Here is a 22,696-nt window from a genome sequence, read left to right on the forward strand (position 1 = left end):
AACCGTGAACCACTGCAAAACCGTACAAAGCCTTATCCTGATGTCGCTGACCAGCCTTGTGCTGTCACCGGCTGCGGCAGAAACGCTAAGCCTGGTCAGCGGGAACGACTACCCGCCCTTTTCCGGTACCGACCTGACCCGGGGAGGCGTGCTCACCGAACTGGTACAGCAGGCCTTCAGCGCCAGTGGTATAGCGACCAGCGTAGACTTCAAACCCTGGACACGCGGTTACGAGGAAAGCCTGAGGCTGGAGTATGACGCGACGTATCCCTACCTTGGCACGCCACGACGTGCCGCCAGCTTTTTATATTCCGATCCCCTGTACCAGCTGAATCTGCGGCTGTACGTTCGCCACGACAGCGCGTGGCAGACCGGCAGCCAGGCAGAACTCGAAGACGCAACATTCTGCGTGCCCTCAGGATACGAGGTCAGTGGCTGGGTCCGGCGGGAGAGTGACCACCTGAATTTTGCCCGGCCACGCAGCATGCAACAATGTCATGCGATGCTCCAGCTCGGCCGGGTTGATGTGCTGATCAGCAATCCTGACGAGATGGCCTGGCAGGCAGCGCCATCAAGGCAGATGCCGCGCAATGTGCGCCAGCTACCGGAACCGGTGGATGACGTCACCCTGCATCTGATCATACCCAGGGACCATCCGCAGGCGCGCCAGCTGATCGACAGCTTCAATTCCGGATTGCAGCAACTGACCCGCAGCGGCGCGCGCGGCCAATTATTCCAGAAGCACCCGGATTACCGCCGCAGCCTGGGCCCGGGCGACTGATACGCCTCTTTACAGAGTCTTTACCTTTCTCCGGCCCGTGCTGACGCTAGCGACGGTAGACTTGCCGCAGACACTCCACCCAGGGCAGATTCATGCAGGCTGGCAAGACTCGATTTTCCTTCGCGCTGTTTCTGACGCTGGCAGGCGGACTGCTTCTTGCCACCGTGCTGGCCTGGTTCCTCTGGCTGGAGCCACAAAACCGCCCGCCCGACTATCTGACTGCCGAGGTCCAGCGCAACGATATCGAGGACAACATCACCGCGCTCGGCACCCTGGGCCCGCTGGACTATGTGGATGTCGGCACCCAGGTGTCCGGCCAACTGATGCGCCTGCATGTGGAACTGGGCGACCGCGTCGAGGAAGGCCAGCTACTGGCCGAAATCGACCCGACCTTGTATCTGGCCAGAGTAGAGGCAAGTACAGCCCAGCTTGAGAATCTGCAGGCGCAGCTTGCCGACCGCGAAGCACAGCACACTCTTGCCAGATTGCAGGCCGAGCGCCAGCAGAATCTGATTGCGCTGGATGCGACCAGCCAGGAATCGGTGGAAAGCGCCGAGGCCACCCTGCGCTCGGCAAAGGCGCAGATCGCGGCGATCAAGGCGCAGATCCGTCAGACCGAATCCACGCTGCGCGGCGATCAGGCCGATCTGGATTACACCCGCATCCATGCCCCCATGACCGGCACCGTGGTGCAGCAGCTGGCCAACCAGGGCCAGACCCTCAATGCCAATCAGACAGCGCCCGTCGTGGTGCAGGTCGCCGATCTGTCGACGATGACCGTGCGCACCCAGGTGTCGGAAGCGGACATCAGCCGCCTGGAAGTTGGCATGCCGGCGTATTTTTCCACCCTTGGCCGGCCCGACCGGCGCTGGGAGGGCACGCTGCGGCAAATTCTGCCCACCCCTTAGGTAATCAACAACGTGGTGTTGTTCAATGCCCTCTTCGATGTCAGCAACAGCGATGGCGAACTGCTGCCGCAGATGAGCGCCCAGGTGTTCTTCGTCCGCGAATCCGCCGACAACGTGCTGAGCATTCCAGTGGCATCACTCGGCCCTGACCGCCCGGGAGCAAGCGGCGACGACGGCAGGTCGACCAAAGCCTCAAAGCCCGGAGCGCGTTACCAGGTACAGGTGCTCAATGCGCGGGGCGAAGCCGAGCCGCGAATAGTCCGCGTCGGTACGCGCAATCGAATACTGGTCGAGGTACTGGAAGGTCTGGATGAGGGTGAACAGGTAATCACCGGCGGATTCACCCCGGGCGCCGATGGCACTTCCGGCCGCATACCCGGACGGTTCAGGTAAGGATGCCAGACTCTCTCATTCATCTGCAGGGCATCAGCCGGACCTACCGCAATGGCGGGATCTCGACCACGGTCCTGCATGATCTGAATCTGCAGATCAACCCCGGCGAGTTTGTCGCCATCATGGGCGCATCGGGGTCGGGGAAGTCGACACTGATGCATCTGCTCGGCTGTCTTGATCGTCCGACCACCGGCCGCCATCTGCTGCGCGGCCAGGATGTTGCGAGTCTCGCGCGCGACGATCTGGCCCGGCTGCGCCACGAAACCTTCGGCTTCATCTTCCAGAGTTATCACCTGATTGCTTCGGCCAGCGCCACCGAGAATGTCGAGGTGCCGGCCATCTATGCCGGCCTGCAGCGCGCCGAACGTCGCGGGCGCGCGGAATCGCTGCTTACCGGCCTGGGGCTGGGAGAGCGTCTGCGCAACAAACCCAGCCAGCTTTCAGGCGGCCAGCAACAGCGCGTATCCATCGCCCGTGCACTGATGAACGATGCGCAGATCATACACGCCGACGAGCCAACCGGAGCGCTGGACAGCCAGAGCGGCAAGGATGTGCTCGCCCTGCTGGCGCAGCTGAACCAGCAAGGCAAGACGGTCATTATCATTACCCACGATGCCGAGGTTGCCAGCCACGCGCAGCGGCTGATCGAGATGCGTGACGGTCGAGTCGTACGCGACAACGGAGCTCCGGCAGAAACGTCCACGCCAGCTCGCACTATCGATTCCGACGCATCTTCTGAAGCACAGCCGGGCGAGAATTCGCTCGCCTCGAGTCTGGCCGATGCCGGCGAAGCCGTGCGTATGGCCCTGCGTGCGCTGCGGGCAAATGTGTTCCGCACGGTACTGACACTGCTGGGCATCGTTATCGGCGTGGCTTCGGTGGTGGTGATGCTGGCGGTGGACAACGGTGCACGGCAGGAAGTCATCGAGCGGATCAGCTCACTGGGCACCAATCTGCTGCTGGTGCGGCCCGGCGCATCGAACACGCGCAGATCGCAGGATGGCTCGACCAACACCCTGATGCCGGTGGATGCCGAGCTCGCAGGCGAACTGGATAACGTGGTTGCGGTCGTGCCCGAGATGAGCGGCAGGGCCACCCTGCGCGCCGGCAATACCGATTATCAGACGCAGATCACTGCCACCAGCCCGGCGCTGCCGCTGGCGCGGGACTGGCCCGTGGCCAGCGGTGTGTTCCTCGACGAGGAGGACAACCGCCGCTATTCGGCCGTTACCGTGCTGGGCAGTACCGTGGCAGACAATCTCTTTGGCACCGGTGCCGACCCATTAGGGGAATATGTACTGGTCAACAACGTGCCCTTTCAGGTGATCGGCGTGATGGAGGCCAAGGGCGCAACGCCCTGGGGTACTGATCAGGACGATGTGATATTCGTGCCACTGAATACCGGCAGCCTGCGGCTGATCGGCCAGCGCCACCTGAATTCGATGACGGTGATGATCGACGACCTGACCCAGTCCGAACTGACCCAGGAAAGCCTGAGGCAAACATTGCTCCAGGCCCACGGCGGAGTCGAGGATTTCCAGATCCGCAACATGGCCTCGCTGCTGGAGGATGTCGCCGAGACCCAGAACACTTTCACCGTGCTGCTGGGTTCGATCGCTGCGATTTCCCTGCTGGTTGGCGGCATCGGCGTAATGAATATCATGCTGGTCAATGTCACCGAACGTACCCGAGAAATCGGCATCCGCGTAGCCACCGGCGCGCGTACGCGACATATCCTCCAGCAGTTCATTGTCGAGGCGCTGGTGGTGTCGGCCATCGGAGGCCTGCTTGGCGTCGCCTTCGGCCTGGCCTTCGCGGCCGGGCTGCAGGCGCTGGGCACCGCCATCGAATTCACCGCCGGCCCGGTCCTGCTGGCCTTTGGCTGCGCGTTCGCTACCGGCCTGATTTTTGGATACATGCCCGCCCACAAGGCGGCCAATCTAGACCCCGTGGTGGCCCTCAGTGCTGACTAGACGATATCTCCTTCTGCTGCCCACATTGCTCCTGACCGCGTGCAGTCTCAGTACACCCGTGCCCGGGAGTGCCGTAGTAGCACCAGCGCAGTGGAGCATGACCCCCGCAGGCTCACAATGGCCCGAACGTGACTGGTGGCAGCAGTATCAGACGCCGGAACTGGAGATGCTGCTGGCGCGGGCCGAAGCCGGCAACCTGGATCTGGCGACGGCGGCCAGCCGGCTGCGCCAGGCTGAAGCGCAGTTGCGCCAGGCCCGTGCTTCGGTACTGCCCCAGGTGAGTGGCAGTGTCGACGCCGGACGTAGCGGAAACGACAATACCAGCTCGACCTCCTACGGCGCAGCGCTGAGCACTCGCTATGAGTTGAACTTCTGGGGCCGCAACCAGGCCGTAACCGATTCGGCCCGCGCGACCTTGTTGGCCAGCGAGTACGACGCGCAGACGCTGGCTCTGAGCATCCAGGCCAGTGTGGTGAGCAACTGGCTGCAAATACTGGAAAACCAGCGACGCCTGACCCTGGCCCGTGACAGTCTGGCGAACGCTGAGCGGGTATTGAGCCTGGTCGAGACACGTTACCGGTTCGGCGCTGATGACAGCCTTGCGGTCAGCCAGCAACGCACGCTGGTTGCACAACTGCGTGCGAGCCTGCCGAACCTTGAGCAGCAGGCGTTGCAACTGCGCAATAGCCTGGCGTTATTGCTCGGTCAGACGCCGGAGGTCAGCTTGCCTGCCGCCACCCCGCTGGCTGACGTGAATGTGCCTCTGGTCGGAGCGGGCCTGCCAGCCGAACTGCTCAATCGTCGGCCGGATATTCGTGCCAGCGAGGCAAGACTGCTCGCCGCCAACGCCGACCTTACCGCCGCCCGCGCTGCGCTGTTTCCCACCATAGCCCTGACCGGTCAACTGGGCGCGCAGAGCGCCGCCCTCGGCACGCTGCTCAGCAACCCCGTGACCGCCTGGGCATTGGCCGCCGGCCTGACCCAATCGCTTTTTGATGGCGGCGGCCTGAGAGCCCAGGTCGATGGGTCCCGGGCCCGCCAGCAAGAGCTGCTGGTGGAGTATCGACGTACCCTGCTCAGCGCACTGGGCGAAACCGATACCGCCCTGGGGGCTGTGCGCCAGGCGCGCGAGCGCTATCAATTTCTCGAGCTGGCTACAGTGGAGGCGAAACAAGCATTCGATCTGGCGGAAATTCGCTACCGCGCCGGCTCCATCGACCTGCAATCACTGCTGGACACCCAGCGTACCTGGTATCAGAGCCAGGACACGCTGACCCAGCAGCGCGCGATCTGGCTGCTAGCCAGCGTTGACCTCTTCCGCGCGCTGGGTGGCGGCTGGCAAGCTCCAACGGTTGTTTATGGGGCTGACCAGCTGCGGTAAGCTGGAGGATACCGAGTCCCCGTCAAGGAAGCCCCATGCCCGACAGACTGCAGCTGACCACCCTGCATGGCCGTGAGTTCGAACAGGACCCGCACAACCTGGTGCACATGCTCAGGCATCTGCCGGCGCTTGATGAGCTCTGCCGCAGCCTCGGCGTGAGCCGCTTCAGCGAGTTCGTCGACATCAGCCTGCTGGAGCTCGACGACGCCGCAAGGCTGCTGGCCCGCGATGCTCTTCAGGCACCGGAGACCGATCCGGAAACCGGGATGGTGCTGGCGATAGAGGATCTTGCCTGGCATCCTGCAGCCATTGGAATGGCCAGTATCGAGGCCAGCGCGCAACACCTGGAGCGCGGCATCAGTGATATCGTTACCCAGGCTGAAATCCCCGGTCTGCTGGCCGAGCTGCGCCTGTGCCAGGCCAGACTGCAGCCACTAGAAGCTGAGGGTGGCCAGTTTCACTTTGCCGTGCGCAATGGCTGAAACCGCTGACCACCAGGAGCGCCTTTGTCGCGCAATCTGCCATCGCGTAATCACATGGACGTTTCTTGAAATATAACCAACGACTTTTCAACCCTGTTACAGCCTATCCTGCACTGAATAAATCGCACTTTCTCCGGGTGTCTGAATGACCGATCTGATCCGCATTGTCTATATAAGCCGCGCTACCTTTCCGATATCCGCCGCCAACGACGGAATCGAGCCGACGGTCGCACGGATCCTGTCGACTTCGCGCACCAACAACCGCAAAAATGGCCTGGTCGGTATGCTCTATTACGGAGACGGCTGCTTCTTCCAGTGTCTCGAAGGTGAAACCTCCAAGGTGCAGGCGTTGTACAAGACCCTGCTCAAGGATCCGCGCCACAAGGATCTGAAAGTACTTGCCAGCGAGCCGATCAAACGACTCTCGTTCCCTGACTGGTCGATGAAATACGTCCCGGTCGACGGCCACATGCTCAGATTGCTGGAAGAGCACGGCTTCGAAACCTTCGACCCCTACCGCTTCGACCACCATCTGGTCGAACGCGTCATGCAGCTGCTTCAGGGCGTGCCCGACCCCACCATTCCGGTGGTAGAAGCCCGCGCCTCGGCGCCAGCCCGCACGGTTCTGGCCGCATCCGCCCCCCTGGCGGAAACTCAGCAAGCGGCACCTGATGGCTCCGCCAAACTGAGCCTGGCAATCAGTACCGTGGCACTGGTAATCAGCCTGATCGCGCTGACAGTTGCCCTGGACCTGCTCTGAAGCCCCTGCATCAGGTCGCCTGATCGCCCATTGCCGACCACCAGCGGCTGGTTGTCCGTGCCGAGCTGACGGCATAGCTGGCATGCATGTCAGGCTCTTCGGGCAATGAATGCAGCGGCGCCCCAGCTGATTGTTTGCGATAACATCAGGCTTCGCCCCAGCCAGCCCGGAGATTACATGTCACAAACCCAACACCAGATGCTCGACGTCAATGGCATCCGCCTGAGCCTCTATACCGCCGGCCCGCCAGAGGGCCGTCCGGTCTGGCTGTTGCATGGCTTTCCCGAGTGCTGGTACTCCTGGCGTCACCAGATCGATGCGCTGTCTGCTGCCGGCTACCGCGTGCATATTCCGGAGATGCGCGGTTACGGCGTCACCAGCGCCCCTGCCGACCCCGCTGCCTACGACCTGATCACCCTCTGTGGCGATATACAGGCCGCCATGGATCACTTGGGGCATACGCAGGTTGCGATGATCGGACACGACTGGGGAGCGCCGGTGGCCTGGCACCTGGCCCTGCTCGAGCCGGAGCGGCTCGCGGTAGTATGCGGCATGTCGGTTCCGTTCGGCGGCCGCCCCAAGAGGCCGGCAATAGAGGTGATGCGCGAGCTCTACCAGGACCGCTTCCATTACATGCTGTACTTCCAGAAACCCGGTCTGGCCGAGGCGGAAATGGCCGAGGACATCCCACGCACCATGCGCGTCATGATGCACGGGATGTCCGGAACCGCGGGCGGAAGTACGCTGGTACAGGACAAACCCGCCGACGCCCGCTGGCTGGATGACCGTATCGATCCCGGAGTGCCCCCTGCCTGGTGCCCACCGGATGCCTTCGAGGTTTACGTGCAGACCTTCGAGAACAGCGGCTTCCATGGCCCGGTCAACTGGTATCGCAACTTCGAGCGCAACTGGGAGCGCACCGCCGGCCTGAGCGGCCAGCAGGTAACCCAACCGGCCCTGTTTCTGATTGGGGACCGCGATCCGGTCGGCGAACTGGAGGCGTATACCATCAAGAAAATGCCCTCGGTGGTACCCCTGGTTGAACAGCACGTACTGGCCGATTGTGGTCACTGGATTCAGGGCGAGAAACCACAACAGGTCAACGACCTGCTGCTGGCATTCCTGCATCGCAACTATCAGGCAACCACAGCCAGGCAGAACTGAAATCATAGGAGCAGCAAAAATGGCCTATCCCGATCTTGCCGGCAAACGTATCTTGCTGACCCAGGCGGATGTCTTCATGGGTCCGGTTCTCGAGGACACTCTCAAGCATAGTGGCGCCGAGGTACTCAGTAGCGCTGCCACACTGGTGGAACCTGATGCCGCCAGAGAGCTGATCGAGCAAAGCGGCGAGCTGGATGTACTGGTGATCAATCTCGGCGTACCGGCGCCTTCCACTGCCGCAGACAAGGCTGATGATGTCGAATGGCGGCAGATGTTTGATCACATGGTCGATCCCTTGCAGCGCCTGGTCCGTTCCGTGCTACCGGGCATGATCGAGCGCCAGCGTGGCAAGATTCTGCTAATGGGTAGCGCCTCGGCACTGCGTGGGATGAAGCGCGCCTCCAGCTACAGCGCTGCACGGGGTGCGCAGCTGGCCTATATACGGGCCGTAGGCGTCGAAGTGGCGAAGCACAACATCCAGGTCAATGCGATCGCGCAGAACTTCGTCGACAATCCGACCTACTTCCCAGCGGAAATCCAGCAAAATCCCGCTTTCCAGGAGCGTGTGAAACGCGAGGTGCCCCTCGGCCGCCTGGTCTCGGCGGAGGAGGATGCCATGTTCGCGGCCTACCTGTGCAGCGATGCGGCGAATTGTTTCGTCGGCCAGGTATTTCCGGTGTGTGGTGGGTGGGCTGACTGACTGAATGCTCAGACGCTGTTCACATCTTGATCAAAATTCGGACGGCAACAGAGGCAATTTGTAATGTGATTCTGCTATGGTTTTGAAAGATAAAACCAACAAGAGAATCCATCATGCCGTCTATCTCGGTGCGTCTGGCCTGTCTGACTTCCGCACTGGCCCTGGCCTGTTCTCCCCATGTAGTGGCCCAGCAATCGGGCCCGCCGCTTGCCGAAGCCATCGCGGCGGCGGGCAACTATCCTGGTTACCAGAACCGGATCAGTGAGGCCGAGCTGCAGAACCTGCTCAATGCAGCAACACAATCGGATCGTGCCCTGCGCAGTGCGGCCGAGCCCTTGATCAACCGCAGTCGCGAATCCGGTCTTTCGGCCTATGTGGAAACCCTGGGCATGGTCAGCACCGGGCAATCAGCTTTGCTTGAGCAGATGCTGCAGGCTCGCTACGGCAACACCCCTACTGCAACCGCGGTAGCCGACAAAAGCGGCATAAGTACTGGCTGGCTACTCGGCGGTGCCGCCGTGGTCGGGATCGCCGCCGCAGCTGGCGGTGGTGGTGGCGGCGGCGGTGGTGGCGGGAGCAGTGCGCCGGCAGATGATCCGATAATTGACAAGGATCCCGGCCTGCCGATGCCCCCAGGCGGCCCCCTCCCGCCGGGAGATGATCCTGCCCCGACTCCCACCGACCCGGATCCAACACCGGACTACGGACCCGAACCAGGCCCCGAGGATCCGGCCGACAAGCTGCTGCCGTTGTCCGATGAGCATGCGCTGACCAATGGTTATAACCTGACATACGGTCACGTCGCCCATGATCGCGGCTTTACCGGTCAGGGTAGCCGCATCGCGATTATCGACAGCGGCGTGCGCAGCACGCATATCGAGCTGGCCGGTCAGATCGCCGGACATTTCAATGTGCTGACCAATGAAACAACCGCGGAGGCCAGCAGCGACAGCGGAGATCATGGCACCCATGTTGCGGGCATTCTTGCCGCAAAGCGCAATAACACGGGGACAGTGGGTTATGCCTACGGCTCGCAACTGTTGAATGTGCGCTTCACCAACGATAATGATGAGATCACTGCCTCCGACCAGCAGCTCGCCAACGGCTTTGCCTGGGCCCGCAGCAACGGTGCCCGCTGGTTCAATAACAGCTGGGCAATCGACGCGACTGTAGCGCAAACCGGTCGTGCCGCTATCGACAGTGCATTCCCCGCCCTGCTCGCCGAATGGCGCACCGGGGTAGCCGACCAGCGCGTTTACGTCTGGGCGACCGGTAACGGATCCCTCGACCAGCCGCTGGTCTTCGCCGCGTTGCCGGCGCTGTATCCCGAACTGAAAAACCACTGGCTCGCGGTCGCCAGCGTGGATTCGGACACCGGCGTGCTCTCCTCATTCTCCAACGCCTGCGGCGATGCCGCCGACTGGTGTCTGGTCGCGCCGGGTACCGACATTGTCTCCAGCATCGCTCTTGGTGATAACCGCTATGGCCGGTTTTCCGGCACCTCCATGGCGACGCCTGCAGTGACCGGTGCGCTGGCGGTAGTCAGCCAGGCCTTCCCCACACTGTCCAGTGACCAGGTCGCGCAACGCCTGCTGTATACCGCTAACAAGGAAGGCCGTTACGCCGATACCAGTCTCTACGGCCAGGGCCTGCTCGATCTGGAGCTGGCGACGCGGCCGGTGGGCACGCTGACAGTGGTCAGCACAAGCGGCACGCCGCTGCCGGTAGCGGATTCTGCGCTGGTGCTGGGTGAACCCTTTGGCACAGCCAATCCACTCGCCGGCATCCAGGTAATGACCACAGACCAGCTGAGCGCCGGCTTTGCCATCGACCTGGGGCAACTACTCACGCCGCGTGACTTTCGCTATGACAGCGCCCAGGGCTTCGCGCAGCTGAGCCGCAGCCAGACTAGCGAAACCCGCGGCCACCAGCACCTTGACCGATTTTCCGGGGAAGGTTTTGATGACAGTCTGGTCATGACCTTGAGTCAGGGTAGCGGACAGTCACTGTCCATCGGCCAGGTGGCGGATATGGATATGCTCGACGGCGCCCAGTCCTGGGCCGGACTTAGCCAGCTCGACGCCAGCCTGGCATCGCCCTTCTGGCTTCAGCAGCAAAACGTACAGGCGCTGGCAATGCGTCAACGGATACCACTGGGGAAGGTTGGCGTTGTTGAGGTCACCAGCGCGGCCAGTGCCTTGCGACACGGTCTATCGGTCGGCCTGAGAGCAGGTACCGGGCCATACTCTGCAACTATCGAGGCAGGTTACCTGCAAGGCCGGGACGGACTGTTCGGCAGCCGCGGCCGCGGTGCCTTCGACCTGTCGAGTGCGAGCCGGACCCTGTATACCGGCATCAGAGGTCAACTGACGTTGGGTGCCCTGGCGTTCGGGCATGCGGCCTACATCGGCAAGACGCAGGTGGATGGCGGCGGCCTGTTCAGCGAGCTGGACAATGTTGTCAGCAGCAGCTGGCTGTTGTCCGGCGGCTACAGCAGCGGCAACCAGGACTGGGGACTGATGCTGCAGCAACCGCTGCGGGTCGAATCTGCTAACGCGCGGATCAACGTGGCAACCGGTTACGCCGACAATCTGTTCGACATGCAGTCAGTCTCGCTGAATCTGGCGCCCGACGGACGCCAGGTGAATCTGGAAGCGTTCTGGCGCAAGCGCCTGACCGGCAACCGGGACATCAAACTGTCCTGGCTGGGCATCAACGAGCCCGGTCATCAGGCCGGTGCGGAATCCATGCAGGTGTTGATGGGCCAGTGGCAACAACGCTTCTGAGCAATACTGCTGAATGACTGGCAGGCCGGAGGCCTGCCAGTCTCAGACGGCGTAAGCCGTCACTCGGCGCTCAGGTAGGAAGACCGGGTCAGCCCCAGACGCAGTGCATCGACGAAGCGCGCACGTTCGGCTGAAGTAAGCTTGGCACCGGCCACCTTGTCGCGATATCGGGTGACCAGCTCATCGGGCTCGAAATGTACATAACGCAGCATGTCCTCGATGGTGTCATGCGTCTCGATGCCGCCGTGGACCACCTTGCCATCACTGCGCAGGTAGACGTTGACCGAATCGGTATCGCCGAACAGGTTGTGCATGTCGCCCAGGATTTCCTGATAAGCGCCGACCATGAAGATGCCCAGCAGGTAATCCTCACCCTCGCGCAACTCGTGCACCGGCAGACTGTTCTCGATGCTTTGTTCATCCACATAGTGGCGAATCTTGCCATCGGAGTCGCAGGTCAGATCCTGCAATACCGCGCGACGCATGGGTTCTTCACCCAGGCGATTGATCGGCATGATGGGCAGTACCTGGTCGATTGCCCAGGTATCGGGCAGGCTCTGGAACACCGAAAAATTGCAGATGTACTTGTCGGCCATCTTGTCGTTCAGCTCGTCGAGCACCTGGCGATGCGAGCGCTGACGCGCCTTGAGCAGCGTGTGCAAGCGTGAGCACAGGGCAAAATAGCACTGCTCGGCCAGCGCCTTCTGCGCCAGATTGAGTTTGCCTTCGGCATACTGCGCGGCCACATCGCTCATGTAGTGGGTCGCGCGCCAGTAGGTCTCGGTGACCATCTCTATATCGTTGTGATCAAGCAGGCCAATCAGGTTGCGTACTACCTGGGGCAGGCTCTCGGGATCCTCAATCGGCGGCACGGTATCGTTGTGTCGCTCGACATCGGTTACCTGCACCACCAGGACCGCGTGGTGTGCGGTCATCGCCCGCCCACTTTCAGAAAAAATGTGCGGGTGGGGCAGGTCCTGCTCCTCACAGAAATCCCTGAGCATGCTGACGATGGTGTGCGCGTACTCACCCACGTCATAGTTGATCGAGCTGGCGTTGCGCGAATGCGTGCCGTCGTAATCCACGCCCAGTCCGCCACCGACATCGATATGGTCTACCGGCAGACCGAGTGCGCGCAGTTCGCCGAAATAACGAATGGCCTCGCGGAATCCGTGCTGATAATCCGCCAGGTTGGCAATCTGCGAGCCCATGTGGAAATGCAGCAGGCGTACGCCGTCTTGCAGGCCGGCATTGCGAAATTGCTCGACCACGCGCAGCAGCTGCGCGGCCGAGAGACCGAACTTGGATTTCTCGCCGCCGGTATCCGCCCATTTGCTCGAGGCCAGCGAAGACAAGCGCACGCGCAGACCTACCTGCGGGGTCACTCCCAGCTTCTCGGCCTCTTCGATTACCAGGCTGACCTCCGACTCCTTCTCGATCACGATGAATACGTTGTGTCCGAGCTTCTGACCGATCAGCGCCAGATTGATGAATTCGCGGTCCTTGTAACCGTTGCAGACAATGGTGCCACCCTTGGGTGCCAGGGCCAGCACGGCCATCAGCTCCGGTTTGGAGCCGGCTTCGAGCCCGATAGAAACGTTCTCGGTGGCAATGATATTCTCGACCACCGCTTCCTGCTGGTTGACCTTGATCGGGTAGAGCGCAGTGTAGCCGCTAGCATAGTCCAGCTCGGCAATACTGTGATCGAAGGCGCCTGTCAGCTGCCGCACACGGTCCTGCAGAATGTCCGGAAAGCGCACCAGCAGGGGCAGGTCCAGCCCGCTGTCTCGCAGTTGTGCGACCAGCTCATGCAGGTCGATAGCGCGGCCATCGGCGCCGCGCGGCATCACATCTACATGGCCCTGTTCATTGATATTGAAATAGCCGGCACCCCAGTGACGGATCCCGAAAACGCTACGGCTGTCTGCAACCGTCCAGTCTGATGCGTCTTCCTTGCGCGAACGTCGCTGTGACACCATCTGTTCCACCTCCTGAATAGGGCGATTCGAGCGCCCTGAAATCTTGAAAACAGGCTACAGGATAAAGCAAAACCGCTGGCCTCGCCCGCCCGCACCGCTGGATAACCACCTATTTCCCATCTGGATGAAGCCCCGCGCCCTCTGGCCGGAATACTGATCAACCGCTAATGTGCGTATCACCCAAAAAGGCCACAGGGTCAGACGATCGAGGAGCATTATCATGCAGCAGTATTTCAGTCTTGCCGGACGCACCGCACTGGTCACCGGCGGCAGTCGCGGCATCGGGAAGATGATTGCCAAGGGGTTTCTGGAAGCCGGAGCCCGCGTGATTATCTGCAGCCGCAAGAAGGATGAATGCGAAGCCACGGCCCAGGAATTGAGCCAGTACGGCGAGTGCCTGGCGATCAGCGCCGACTTGTCCTCCGAGGAAGGGGCCCGCCAACTGCATAGCGATCTGCAGCCGCACTGCGAGCAGCTGGACATCCTGGTCAATAACGCAGGCACCAGCTGGGGCGCGCCACTGGAGGACTTTCCGGTCAAGGGCTGGGAAAAAGTCATGCAGTTGAACGTGACCTCGGTATTCAGCTGCATCCAGCAGTTGCTGCCTCTACTGCGCAAGGCCGGCTCCGAAACCAGCCCGGCACGGGTAATCAACATTGGCTCGGTCGCCGGTATCAGCGCCTTCGGTGAACAGGCTTACTCCTATGGGCCGAGCAAAGCGGCGGTGCATCAGCTATCACGCATGCTGGCCAAGGAACTGGTCGGCGAGCACATCAATGTCAACGTCATCGCTCCGGGACGCTTCCCGAGCAAGATGACCAGCCATATCCAGGCCGATCCCGAGGCACTGGCTGAGGACTGCAAGTTCATTCCGATGAAGCGCTGGGGCCGTGAAGATGAGATGGCTGCGTTGGCCATCATGCTGGCCAGCACTGCCGGTGCCTACATGACCGGCAACATCATCCCGATCGATGGCGGCTTCACGCTGTAGAGGATCACTGCAGCGGCTGCCACAAGCACCGCTGCAATCATAGGTCGGAGCTGAACACCGCATTGTTCCTGCCGCGCGCCTTGGCCCTGTAAAGCGCCCGATCGGCGCACTCCAGTACCTCGGCAGTGGTAGCCCCATCCTCCGGCCAGAAGGCGCCGCCGATACTGCAGTCAACTTGCGCCTGTCCGGCATCCAGCTTTACCGGCACGCTGACCGCCCTGAGCGTGCGCGCGGCCAACTGACGGGCAATTCGCTGCACGTCGCCTGTTCCGGGCGACAGTACGATAACGAACTCGTCACCGCCCAACCGGACCAGCAGGTCATCTTCCCGGACCTTTGATTGCAGACGCTGGGCGATTACCATCAGCAGCTCGTCACCGGCAGCGTGGCCCATCTCGTCGTTCACCTGTTTGAAGCCGTCCAGATCAAGAAACAGCAAGGCCAGCGGGCGGGCTGGATCATGCCGATGCAGGAAACGCTCAAACGCAGCACGATTGGCCAGACCGGTCAGACTGTCGGTCAGCGCCATTTCCGACATTTCATCCAGACGAGTCTCCTGATGCCCCAGGGTCTCGACCAGGCGTCGAATGGATGCACTGAGAAGTTCGATTTCGCGGACGCCCCTGAGCACCGGAATCTGCGCATCCTCGCCGGCACTCAAGCGGTCAGCCGCGCGGGCAATCCGCTTGAGCGGAGCCGTCAGATAGCCACTGAGCAGCCAGCCTGCCACGGCAAACAGCAACGCGAGAAACGCTCCCGCAATCACGATGAAGCGCTGCATTTCATCTGCCGGCTGATCCGCTATGGCCAGAGGCTTGCGCGCGACTACGCTCCAGCCGAGGCCAGGGTAATCGCCATGGCCATCCGCAAAAGCCAGGCCCGTGAGATATTCACCCTCCCCCGGCCAATCAATTACGCTCCAGCCACCTCCGCCCTTTTCCTGCGTGAGCGGAAGAAAAGTCTCGGCCTGCTGACCGATCCAGTGGTCCGGCCCGAGCAGCACCGTGCCATCTGTGGCCAACACAAAGAACTCTGCCTGACTGTGATGCTCCGTGGCACTCAAGAGTGAACGGCTGATTTCCTCGGCCCAGGACCAGGACAAATGAGTGGCCAGAACCCCAAGCAGCTGGCCGTCCGCATTGCGCATCGGCCAGCTGATGTCGACAAACTTCATGGGTTCGCCAGTCGGGTTGGGCAGCAGGCTCTCCAGCAACAGTGCATCATGGACGTCGCCAATAAAAAGACCATCCAGGGCTTCCAGATAGACCGGTCGGTGAGCGATATTCACGCCCTCCAGGATCCGGTCGCTACCCACGTTTACCACACCGTCTGCACCGAGCAGGCCAATCCATGCCAGCGCCGGCATGCGCGCGCGAAGCTCATCCAGAATCCGCGCCTGCTCGGCCCGGGCGCCCGGTTCACGAAGGGAGTCGAGCTGAGAAAATACGCGAAAAACCGAGGCCCGGATCGCCATATCACGGTCCAGTCGATCGCCCATCTGGTACGCCAGCTCGATCAGGTCACGACCCGCTTCCTGACGGAGCCGTTCAGATAGCTGACCATAGATAAAGGCGCCCAACAGCCAACTGAGCAGCACCACGATAAGGGCGATCAGAAGGGCGAGGCGCGTTCGAAGGCTGGAGCTCGAACCCATTGCTGCATTCCTTGAATCTATTGGATTTTTCTACGAATTATACCCGCCCCGTGGTCGCTGATGCGACCTTAGCGACTGGCTTGCCCCGGTCCCATTTCGTCTCTGCCACCACTTGCGCGATACCATTGCAGCCCCCGTATTACCTTCGAAAGCGAAGGAATGTGACGAATCTATTTAACAGCTATAAATATTTGATGAGCAAGCAATCTGGCCTGTACGCGCCTTTAACAGCGGGTTGAGATAATTTTCCAGATATGTTTATTATGTATAAAGCATTTACACGTAAATATCGGAACAACATGACTCAGACACCCGTAACACTACGAAAGCCAGAGGCCACTGATGGTTTCGCCCTGAATCAACTGGTAGCACGTTGCGAGCCGCTGGACACCAACTCGGTCTACTGCAACCTGCTCCAGTGCAGCGACTTTCGCGATACCGCCATCGCCGCACTGACCCATGACGGCGACCTGGTCGGGTTTATTTCGGGCTTTAGACCGCCGACACGCTCCAATACGCTGTTTGTCTGGCAGGTCGCAGTAGACAGCCGTATGCGTGGCCAGGGCCTGGCACTGAAAATGCTGATGACGCTGGTCAAGCGCGTCGCAGCCGAAGGTGTTACCCACCTGGAAACCACCATCTCACCGGGCAACGAAGGTTCCGAGGCGCTGTTCAAAAAGGCCTTCCGTGAACTCGGTGTCGAATATGAAACCAGTGTTCTTTTTTCCAGCGCCGAGCACTTTAACGGTCAGCATGACGATGAAATCCTCTACCGCGCAGGACCTTTTGCAATAAAGACTGCCTAAGAAATTGAAATCAGGAGAAACCATGAGCACCTTCGAACAATTCGAAAAACATGAATCCGGCATCCGCAGCTACTGCCGTTCCTTCCCGGTCCTGTTCAAGCAGGCACGCGGTGCAGAACTGATCACCAGCGAAGGCAAGCATTACATCGACTTCCTGGCCGGAGCCGGCACGCTGAACTATGGCCACAATCACCCGGTCCTGAAAAAGGCCTTGATCGACTATATTGCCGATGATGGCATCACTCACGGGCTGGACATGTACTCCGGCGCCAAGGAAAACTTCCTTGAAGCCTTCCACCGGATCATCCTCGAGCCGCGCGGTTATGGCGACTACGTCACCCAGTTCAGTGGCCCTACCGGCACCAACTCGGTAGAAGCCGCCCTGAAACTGGCGCGCAAGGTGACCGGGCGCAACAACGTGATCAGCTTTACCAATGGTTTCCACGGCGTAACCGTCGGCGCCCTTGCGGTCACCGGCAACCAGCATCACCGCGGTGCTGCAGGGGTCCCGCTGACCGATGTCAGCCGCATGCCCTATGCCAACTACTTCGGTGAAGGCGTCAACACCATTTCGATGATGGACAAGCTGCTCAGCGATCCGAGCAGCGGCATCGACAAGCCAGCCGCGGTAATCGTTGAAGTAGTCCAGGGCGAAGGCGGTCTGAACACCGCTTCAGCCGAGTGGATGCGCAAGCTGCAGAAGCTGTGCAAGAAGCACGAAATGCTGCTGATTGCCGATGATATTCAGGCAGGCTGTGGTCGTACCGGTACCTTCTTCAGCTTCGAAGGCATGGGAATCCAGCCGGACATCATTACACTGTCCAAGTCGCTGAGCGGCTACGGCCTGCCCTTCGCGGTCGTGGTCATGCGCCGCGCCCTCGACCAGTGGGAACCCGGTGAGCACAACGGTACCTTCAGAGGTAACAATCTGGCCTTCGTTACTGCTGCGGCTGCAATGGAGCATTTCTGGACCACCGACGAGTTCGCCAAGAGTGTCCAGGCCAAGGGCAAGATGGTCAAAGACCGCATGCAGAAAATTGTCAGCAAGCACGGCCCAAACTCCCTTTTCGTCAAAGGTCGGGGAATGATGGTCGGTATCAGTTGTCCAAATGGCGATATCGCATCAGCCATTTGTCGCGAATCCTTCGAGCATGGTCTGGTTATCGAAACGAGTGGTAACCATAGCCAGGTAGTCAAATGCCTCGCACCGCTGGTTATTACCGAAGAGCAGATTGATAAGGCCATGACAATTCTTGATGCGGCATTCGCCAAAGTTATGCAGGAAGACACCGCCGAGCAGGCCTCTTAAGGAGAAAGAATCATGATCGTACGCACACTGAAAGATTGCGAAGCATCTGAACGCAGGGTCAAGTCGGAAAACTGGGAAAGCACCCGCATGTTGTTGAAAGACGACAAGATGGGCTTCTCGTTTCACATCACTACCATTTATGCCGGTACTACCACGCATATATGGTACAAGAACCACCTGGAGTCGGTGTACTGCATGAGCGGTGATGGCGAGATTGAAACCATTTCCGATGGCAAGGTTTACAAGATCGAGCCAGGCACGCTGTATATTCTTGACAAGCACGACGAGCACTGGTTGCGTGGCGGCAAGACCGACATGAAAATGGCCTGTGTCTTCAACCCGCCACTGAGCGGCAAGGAAGTGCACGACGAGAACGGCGTCTACCCGGTCGACGAAAGCGTTACTGGCTGATTGCCCGCTGCCGGCAGGGCTGCCTGCCAAGAGTTATGAAGCAACTCTGTCGGCAACAGCGGCATAAGCCGTTGGTAAGAAGTCACCCGTATTCCCCGCGGGATACGAGCAACATTCACCAACGACAAAATGAGAATTATGCATACAGTAGAAAAAATCGGCGGCACTTCGATGAGCCGCTTCGATGAAGTAATCGACACCCTATTCATTGGTAATCGCAAGAAAGGCGAATTATACAACCGTGTATTTGTGGTTTCCGCCTATGGCGGTATGACCAACCTGCTGCTGGAACACAAGAAGTCCGGCGAGCCGGGCGTCTATGAACGATTTGCCGACGCGCAGAACGAAGATGCATGGCTGGACGCGCTCGATGCAGTACTGGTCAGCATGAAGACCAAGAACGCAGAGCTGTTCAGCGGCGAATACGAGCGCCAGGCAGCCGACCGCTTTATCGAAGGCAGGATCGGCGATGTCCGCGATTGTATGCTCAGCCTGCAGCAGCTGTGTACCTATGGTCACTTCCAGCTCACCGAGCACCTGATGAAGGTACGCGAGATGCTCGCGTCGCTGGGCGAAGCCCACAGCGCCTTCAATACCGTGCTGGCATTGAAAAAGCATGGCGTCAACGCCCGCCTGGTTGACCTGACCGGCTGGAACCAGACTGAACCCAAGCCATTCCTGGACATGATCAAGGACAGCTTTGCCGGTATCGATCTGAGCAAGGAACTGGTCGTTGCAACGGGTTACACCCACTGCAGCGAAGGCCAGATGAATACTTTCGACCGAGGCTACAGTGAAATCACCTTCGCGCAGATCGCAGCTACCACCAGCGCCCGTGAAGCGGTGATTCACAAGGAATACCACCTTTCCAGCGCCGATCCGAATCTGGTCGGTCTGGACAACGTGGTGACCATCGGACGGACCAACTATGACGTGGCCGACCAGTTGTCCAACCTAGGTATGGAAGCCATCCATCCCAAGGCGGCGCGCACCTTGCGTCGCGCCGGCATTCAGCTGCGCATCAAGAATGCCTTCGAGCCGGAGCATGACGGTACACTGATCAGCCAGGACTATTGCAGTGAGAAGCCCTGTGTGGAGATCATTGCCGGCCGCAAGGACGTATTTGGTCTGGAAGTGTTCGATCAGGAGATGCTCGGCGACGTCGGTTACGATATTGAAATCACCAAGCTGCTCAAGCAATTGCGCATCTATGTGGTAAACAAGGACTCCGACGCCAACAGCATCACCTACTACGCCTCCGGTTCACGGAAGATGATCAACCGAGCATCACGGTTGATCGAGGAAAAGTATCCGATGGCCGAGGTGCGCGTGCACAACATCGCCATCGTCTCGGCAATCGGTTCCGACCTCAAGGTCAAGGGTATCCTGGCCAAGACGGTTGCCGCATTGGCCAAGGCAGACATCAGCATCCAGGCGATTCACCAGTCGATTCGCCAGGTGGAAATGCAGTGCATCATCAACGATGAAGACTATGATGCTGCAGTCGCTGCATTGCACCGGGCCCTGATCGAACCGGAAAACCACGGAGATGTCATAGCTGTCGCGTGACACTGTGGCGCAGAATGATTCCGGACTGATCAAAAAAGCTGCAAGTAACACTTGCAGCTTTTTTTATGCTCGATTGGTAGCCCCTGCATGACCCCCGCACCTAGAATAGCCGGTAACAAGATATAACAATGGGAATCTCATTTTGATCGAAGCTGTCTGGATCGCGTTTGCCTTCATCCTTGGTCTGATCATGCGGCAGATCGGCCTGCCACCCCTGATTGGCTACCTGGCCGCAGGCTTTGCGCTGGCAGGTTTTGGCGACATGTTCGGTGTCGGTCCCCAGGACAGTTATATCCTGGCCCACATTGCCCACCTGGGCGTGCTGCTGCTGCTCTTCACTGTCGGCCTGAAACTCAAGCTCAGGAACCTGATCCGTCCTGAAGTTATCGGCGGCAGCCTGCTGCATTTCATACTCTCCACCGCGCTTTTCCTGCCAGGCATCCTGGTGTTGCTGGATATCAGTTTGCGCGAATCGATCCTGCTGGCAATCGCGCTGTCATTTTCCAGTACCGTATTGGCGGCCAAGGTGCTGGAGGGCAAACGCGAGCTACGCGCCTTCCACGGTCGGGTAGCCATTGGCGTGCTGATCATGCAGGATCTGATCGCGCTGCTGGTCATCAGTATTGCCAGCGGTACCTCGCCCTCCGCCTGGGCGCTGCTAGTATTTGCCATCCCCTTGCTCAAGCCCCTGCTCTATCGCCTGCTCGACATGTGCGGCCACGAGGAGTTGCTGGTTCTGCTGGGCCTGTTCCTGGCCCTGGTGATTGGCGGTGTCGGCTTTGAATCGGTCGGTCTGAGCTCGGAGTTGGGCGCGCTGGCCTTCGGCGCGATGCTGGCCAACCACAAACGTGCCGGTGAGCTATCGCAATCCCTGTGGAGCCTGAAAGAAGTCTTTCTGGTCGGTTTTTTCCTGCAGATCGGGATCGGTGGCCTGCCAGACGGCGACGCTCTCATTTTTGCGCTGGTAATGGCCGTCGCCCTGCCGCTCAAGGGTGTCCTGTTCTTCTTTCTGTTCCTGCTGTTCAAGCTGCGCGCGCGCAGCGCCTTTCTCAGCAGCGTGAGTCTGACCAACTACAGCGAGTTCGGCCTGATCGTCGCCAGCGTGGTGTTGCCGCAGTGGCTGATTCCGCTGGCTATTACCGTCTCACTCTCGTTCATTCTGTCAGCCCCCATCAACCGTCTGGCGCATCCGCTTTACGAACGCCTGGCTAACCGCCTGATTCCTTTCGAACGGGACATCCGCCACCCCGATGAGCAGCCACTCTCATTAGGTGACGCGGAAATTCTGGTCATGGGCCAGGGGCGGATCGGTCGAGCGGCATACGACAATCTGGCGGGCAAGGGTTTTCGGGTGGTCGGTCTGGACTCGGACCCGGCGGCGATCGAGACAAGCATCAGAGCTGGCCGGCGTGCATTGTTCGCCGACGCCGAGGATCAGGTGTTCTGGCAGAGCCTGGAAATGCCGCATGTGCATTCAGTGGTGCTGGCGATGAACGATCCAGAAGCCAAGACGATCGCCGCACAGAAGCTTCGAGAGCGGGGCTTTCAGGGCCTGATTGTCTCCCATGCCATGTACGAGGACCTTGCCGAGCGGCTAATCGAAGCAGGGGCTGACCTGGCCTATCTGACCATGAGCGAGGCAGGCAACGGCCTGGCCGAACAGGTTAACCGTGCTATCGTCAGCCGTCAGCCAGCACCGGATCACCTGCACAGCTGACCTGACGCTGAAGCAGAAAATCACCCACCTGCCGCGCAGCCGCGGCAGAATGCTCCTGCATAAAACAGTGCCCGCCCGGCATCGCCCGGGTTACCACGTTCGGATTGCTGGCAGCCAGCCTGCGGGCCGACTGCAAAACAAACGGGTAGGTCTTCTCGCCGTGCAACAGTAATGTGCCGCTACGGATCCGCTTCAGCGCCGGCCAGAGACGCCTGGGCATGCTCTCGAACACTTCCGCCTCCCGGCTCGGCCGGCATTTCAGTTCAACGCCGAGATCGTCGTGATCCTTTAGCGCATGATCGATGTGGGCCCGGAACGCCTCGTCTTCCCAGCCGCGAAAGATACCGCGGCCATGCAGCGCGCCGTACGCCGTGTCGCGATCCGGCCAGTGATGGCGGCGCGCGCGAGCGCTGTCGGCCATCGGATTGCGGCGCATGCCCAGCAGACTCAGGCTGTTACGCAGACCGATCAGCGTCAACGGAAACAACACCGGGTCCAGTAGCACCGCACGCTGGAACACAGCAGGATGGCTCGCCAGGAGCAGGCTGGTGAGCACTCCGCCGAAGCTGTGCCCACAGGCATACAGGGGCACGTCACCAAATTGCTCGCGGCCGGCCTGGAAGGCCTCCAGGGCCAGCTCGGCGTTGCGGTTCCAGCCCAGGAAGCGGCCGCCGTGATCACTCTCACCATGACCCTGCAGGTCACATAGCCAGAGATCGAAATCGACCGCGAGATGCCGAAGCATCGGCTCGTAGCTGCGGGTACAAAAACCGTTGCCATGCAGAAAATGCAGCAAAGGTTTGCCGCTTGGTGGCGTAAACCAACCGCGTGTAACGAATCCGGCACTGTTGGGGTGGGCCCAGGGTATCAACTGCATGGTGACTGGCTCTGAAAATAAAGCAGCCAGTGTAGTGAGAGCCGGCTTCGCTGTC

The 22,696-nt window shown here is 60.3% G+C and carries 19 protein-coding genes; 16 read left to right on the forward strand and 3 right to left on the reverse strand.

Features of this window, described 5'->3' with window-relative positions:
* From ABYA88_RS09980 to ABYA88_RS10025, 10 genes are all read left to right on the forward strand, one after another.
* A partial coding sequence (locus tag ABYA88_RS09980) for a substrate-binding periplasmic protein (RefSeq protein ID WP_373187030.1) occupies positions 1-781 on the forward strand: 781 nt, incomplete at its 5' end.
* A 92-nt stretch (positions 782-873) separates the two neighbouring features.
* Positions 874-1,689: an efflux RND transporter periplasmic adaptor subunit gene (locus tag ABYA88_RS09985; RefSeq protein ID WP_373187032.1), complete on the forward strand. Its 816-nt coding sequence runs from the start codon at positions 874-876 to the stop codon at positions 1,687-1,689.
* A 12-nt stretch (positions 1,690-1,701) separates the two neighbouring features.
* The gene (locus ABYA88_RS09990; RefSeq protein WP_373187034.1) at positions 1,702-2,082 is read left to right on the forward strand and encodes a hypothetical protein; all 381 of its coding nucleotides are present in this window, start codon (positions 1,702-1,704) and stop codon (positions 2,080-2,082) included.
* Between the two features lie 2 nt (positions 2,083-2,084).
* A complete protein-coding gene (locus ABYA88_RS09995; protein ID WP_373187035.1) occupies positions 2,085-4,055 on the forward strand; it encodes a MacB family efflux pump subunit in 1,971 nt (656 codons plus the stop codon).
* Positions 4,045-5,436, forward strand: coding sequence for an efflux transporter outer membrane subunit (locus ABYA88_RS10000; RefSeq protein WP_373187037.1), 1,392 nt, complete (start codon positions 4,045-4,047; stop codon positions 5,434-5,436). Before ABYA88_RS09995 ends, ABYA88_RS10000 begins: the two co-directional genes overlap by 11 nt.
* 35 nt (positions 5,437-5,471) lie before the next feature.
* Positions 5,472-5,918: a hypothetical protein gene (locus ABYA88_RS10005; RefSeq protein WP_373187039.1), complete on the forward strand. Its 447-nt coding sequence runs from the start codon at positions 5,472-5,474 to the stop codon at positions 5,916-5,918.
* Positions 5,919-6,063: 145 nt separating this feature from the next.
* Entirely contained in the window at positions 6,064-6,678 is a 615-nt protein-coding gene (locus ABYA88_RS10010; protein WP_373187041.1) for a BLUF domain-containing protein, read from the forward strand.
* 177 nt (positions 6,679-6,855) lie between these two features.
* The gene (locus ABYA88_RS10015) at positions 6,856-7,842 is read left to right on the forward strand and encodes an alpha/beta fold hydrolase (protein ID WP_373187043.1); all 987 of its coding nucleotides are present in this window, start codon (positions 6,856-6,858) and stop codon (positions 7,840-7,842) included.
* Between the two features lie 19 nt (positions 7,843-7,861).
* Positions 7,862-8,542, forward strand: a complete 681-nt coding sequence (locus ABYA88_RS10020; protein ID WP_373187045.1) for an SDR family oxidoreductase — start codon at positions 7,862-7,864, stop codon at positions 8,540-8,542.
* A 113-nt stretch (positions 8,543-8,655) separates the two neighbouring features.
* Positions 8,656-11,328, forward strand: a complete 2,673-nt coding sequence (locus ABYA88_RS10025; protein WP_373187046.1) for a S8 family peptidase — start codon at positions 8,656-8,658, stop codon at positions 11,326-11,328.
* A gap of 59 nt (positions 11,329-11,387) precedes the next feature.
* Here the strand turns inward: ABYA88_RS10025 and speA are convergent, their stop codons facing one another.
* Positions 11,388-13,304 carry an arginine decarboxylase gene (speA, locus tag ABYA88_RS10030; protein ID WP_373187056.1) on the reverse strand — a complete coding sequence of 639 codons (1,917 nt, stop codon included), beginning with the start codon at positions 13,302-13,304 and terminating at the stop codon, positions 11,388-11,390.
* Positions 13,305-13,527: 223 nt separating this feature from the next.
* On the opposite strand from speA, the gene ABYA88_RS10035 reads away from it, so the two are divergent.
* A complete protein-coding gene (locus ABYA88_RS10035; protein WP_373187047.1) occupies positions 13,528-14,298 on the forward strand; it encodes an SDR family oxidoreductase in 771 nt (256 codons plus the stop codon).
* Between the two features lie 37 nt (positions 14,299-14,335).
* On the opposite strand, the gene ABYA88_RS10040 is transcribed toward ABYA88_RS10035, so the two are convergent.
* On the reverse strand, positions 14,336-15,952 hold the full coding sequence (locus ABYA88_RS10040; RefSeq protein WP_373187048.1) for a diguanylate cyclase domain-containing protein: 1,617 nt from the start codon (positions 15,950-15,952) through the stop codon (positions 14,336-14,338).
* Between the two features lie 299 nt (positions 15,953-16,251).
* Here ABYA88_RS10040 and ectA point away from each other — a divergent pair, with 299 nt between their 5' ends.
* The 5 genes from ectA to ABYA88_RS10065 all read left to right on the forward strand — a co-directional run bounded on the left by ectA (position 16,252) and on the right by ABYA88_RS10065 (position 21,764).
* Positions 16,252-16,758, forward strand: a complete 507-nt coding sequence (ectA, locus tag ABYA88_RS10045) for a diaminobutyrate acetyltransferase (protein WP_373187049.1) — start codon at positions 16,252-16,254, stop codon at positions 16,756-16,758.
* 22 nt (positions 16,759-16,780) lie between these two features.
* On the forward strand, positions 16,781-18,067 hold the full coding sequence (gene ectB, locus ABYA88_RS10050; protein ID WP_373187050.1) for a diaminobutyrate--2-oxoglutarate transaminase: 1,287 nt from the start codon (positions 16,781-16,783) through the stop codon (positions 18,065-18,067).
* A 12-nt stretch (positions 18,068-18,079) separates the two neighbouring features.
* Positions 18,080-18,478, forward strand: a complete 399-nt coding sequence (locus tag ABYA88_RS10055; protein WP_373187052.1) for an ectoine synthase — start codon at positions 18,080-18,082, stop codon at positions 18,476-18,478.
* Between the two features lie 138 nt (positions 18,479-18,616).
* Positions 18,617-20,047 (forward strand): aspartate kinase, encoded by a 1,431-nt coding sequence (locus ABYA88_RS10060; RefSeq protein ID WP_373187053.1) that lies wholly within the window; start codon positions 18,617-18,619, stop codon positions 20,045-20,047.
* Positions 20,048-20,189: 142 nt separating this feature from the next.
* Complete coding sequence (locus tag ABYA88_RS10065; protein ID WP_373187054.1) at positions 20,190-21,764, forward strand: cation:proton antiporter; 1,575 nt, start codon at positions 20,190-20,192, stop codon at positions 21,762-21,764.
* Here ABYA88_RS10065 and ABYA88_RS10070 read toward each other — a convergent pair.
* Positions 21,727-22,641 carry an alpha/beta fold hydrolase gene (locus ABYA88_RS10070; protein WP_373187058.1) on the reverse strand — a complete coding sequence of 305 codons (915 nt, stop codon included), beginning with the start codon at positions 22,639-22,641 and terminating at the stop codon, positions 21,727-21,729. The two genes, ABYA88_RS10065 and ABYA88_RS10070, sit on opposite strands and share 38 nt — an antisense overlap.
* Positions 22,642-22,696: the final 55 nt, after the last annotated feature.

The sequence above is a fragment of the Halopseudomonas sp. genome (genome assembly GCF_041579695.1).
Taxonomy (GTDB): Bacteria; Pseudomonadota; Gammaproteobacteria; order Pseudomonadales; family Pseudomonadaceae; genus Halopseudomonas.

Excerpts from the sequence above, each read along its gene's own strand:
- ABYA88_RS10020 (WP_373187045.1), top strand. The coding sequence starts at position 7,862 with ATGGCCTATCCCGATCTTGCCGGCAAACGTATCTTGCTGACCCAGGCG.
- ABYA88_RS10025 (WP_373187046.1), top strand. The coding sequence starts at position 8,656 with ATGCCGTCTATCTCGGTGCGTCTGGCCTGTCTGACTTCCGCACTGGCC.
- ABYA88_RS10060 (WP_373187053.1), top strand. The coding sequence starts at position 18,617 with ATGCATACAGTAGAAAAAATCGGCGGCACTTCGATGAGCCGCTTCGAT.
- ABYA88_RS10015 (WP_373187043.1), top strand. The coding sequence starts at position 6,856 with ATGTCACAAACCCAACACCAGATGCTCGACGTCAATGGCATCCGCCTG.
- ABYA88_RS10010 (WP_373187041.1), top strand. The coding sequence starts at position 6,064 with ATGACCGATCTGATCCGCATTGTCTATATAAGCCGCGCTACCTTTCCG.
- ABYA88_RS10035 (WP_373187047.1), top strand. The coding sequence starts at position 13,528 with ATGCAGCAGTATTTCAGTCTTGCCGGACGCACCGCACTGGTCACCGGC.
- ectA (WP_373187049.1), top strand. The coding sequence starts at position 16,252 with ATGACTCAGACACCCGTAACACTACGAAAGCCAGAGGCCACTGATGGT.
- ABYA88_RS10070 (WP_373187058.1), bottom strand. The coding sequence starts at position 22,641 with ATGCAGTTGATACCCTGGGCCCACCCCAACAGTGCCGGATTCGTTACA.
- ectB (WP_373187050.1), top strand. The coding sequence starts at position 16,781 with ATGAGCACCTTCGAACAATTCGAAAAACATGAATCCGGCATCCGCAGC.
- ABYA88_RS09985 (WP_373187032.1), top strand. The coding sequence starts at position 874 with ATGCAGGCTGGCAAGACTCGATTTTCCTTCGCGCTGTTTCTGACGCTG.
- ABYA88_RS09995 (WP_373187035.1), top strand. The coding sequence starts at position 2,085 with ATGCCAGACTCTCTCATTCATCTGCAGGGCATCAGCCGGACCTACCGC.
- ABYA88_RS10005 (WP_373187039.1), top strand. The coding sequence starts at position 5,472 with ATGCCCGACAGACTGCAGCTGACCACCCTGCATGGCCGTGAGTTCGAA.
- ABYA88_RS10055 (WP_373187052.1), top strand. The coding sequence starts at position 18,080 with ATGATCGTACGCACACTGAAAGATTGCGAAGCATCTGAACGCAGGGTC.
- ABYA88_RS10040 (WP_373187048.1), bottom strand. The coding sequence starts at position 15,952 with ATGGGTTCGAGCTCCAGCCTTCGAACGCGCCTCGCCCTTCTGATCGCC.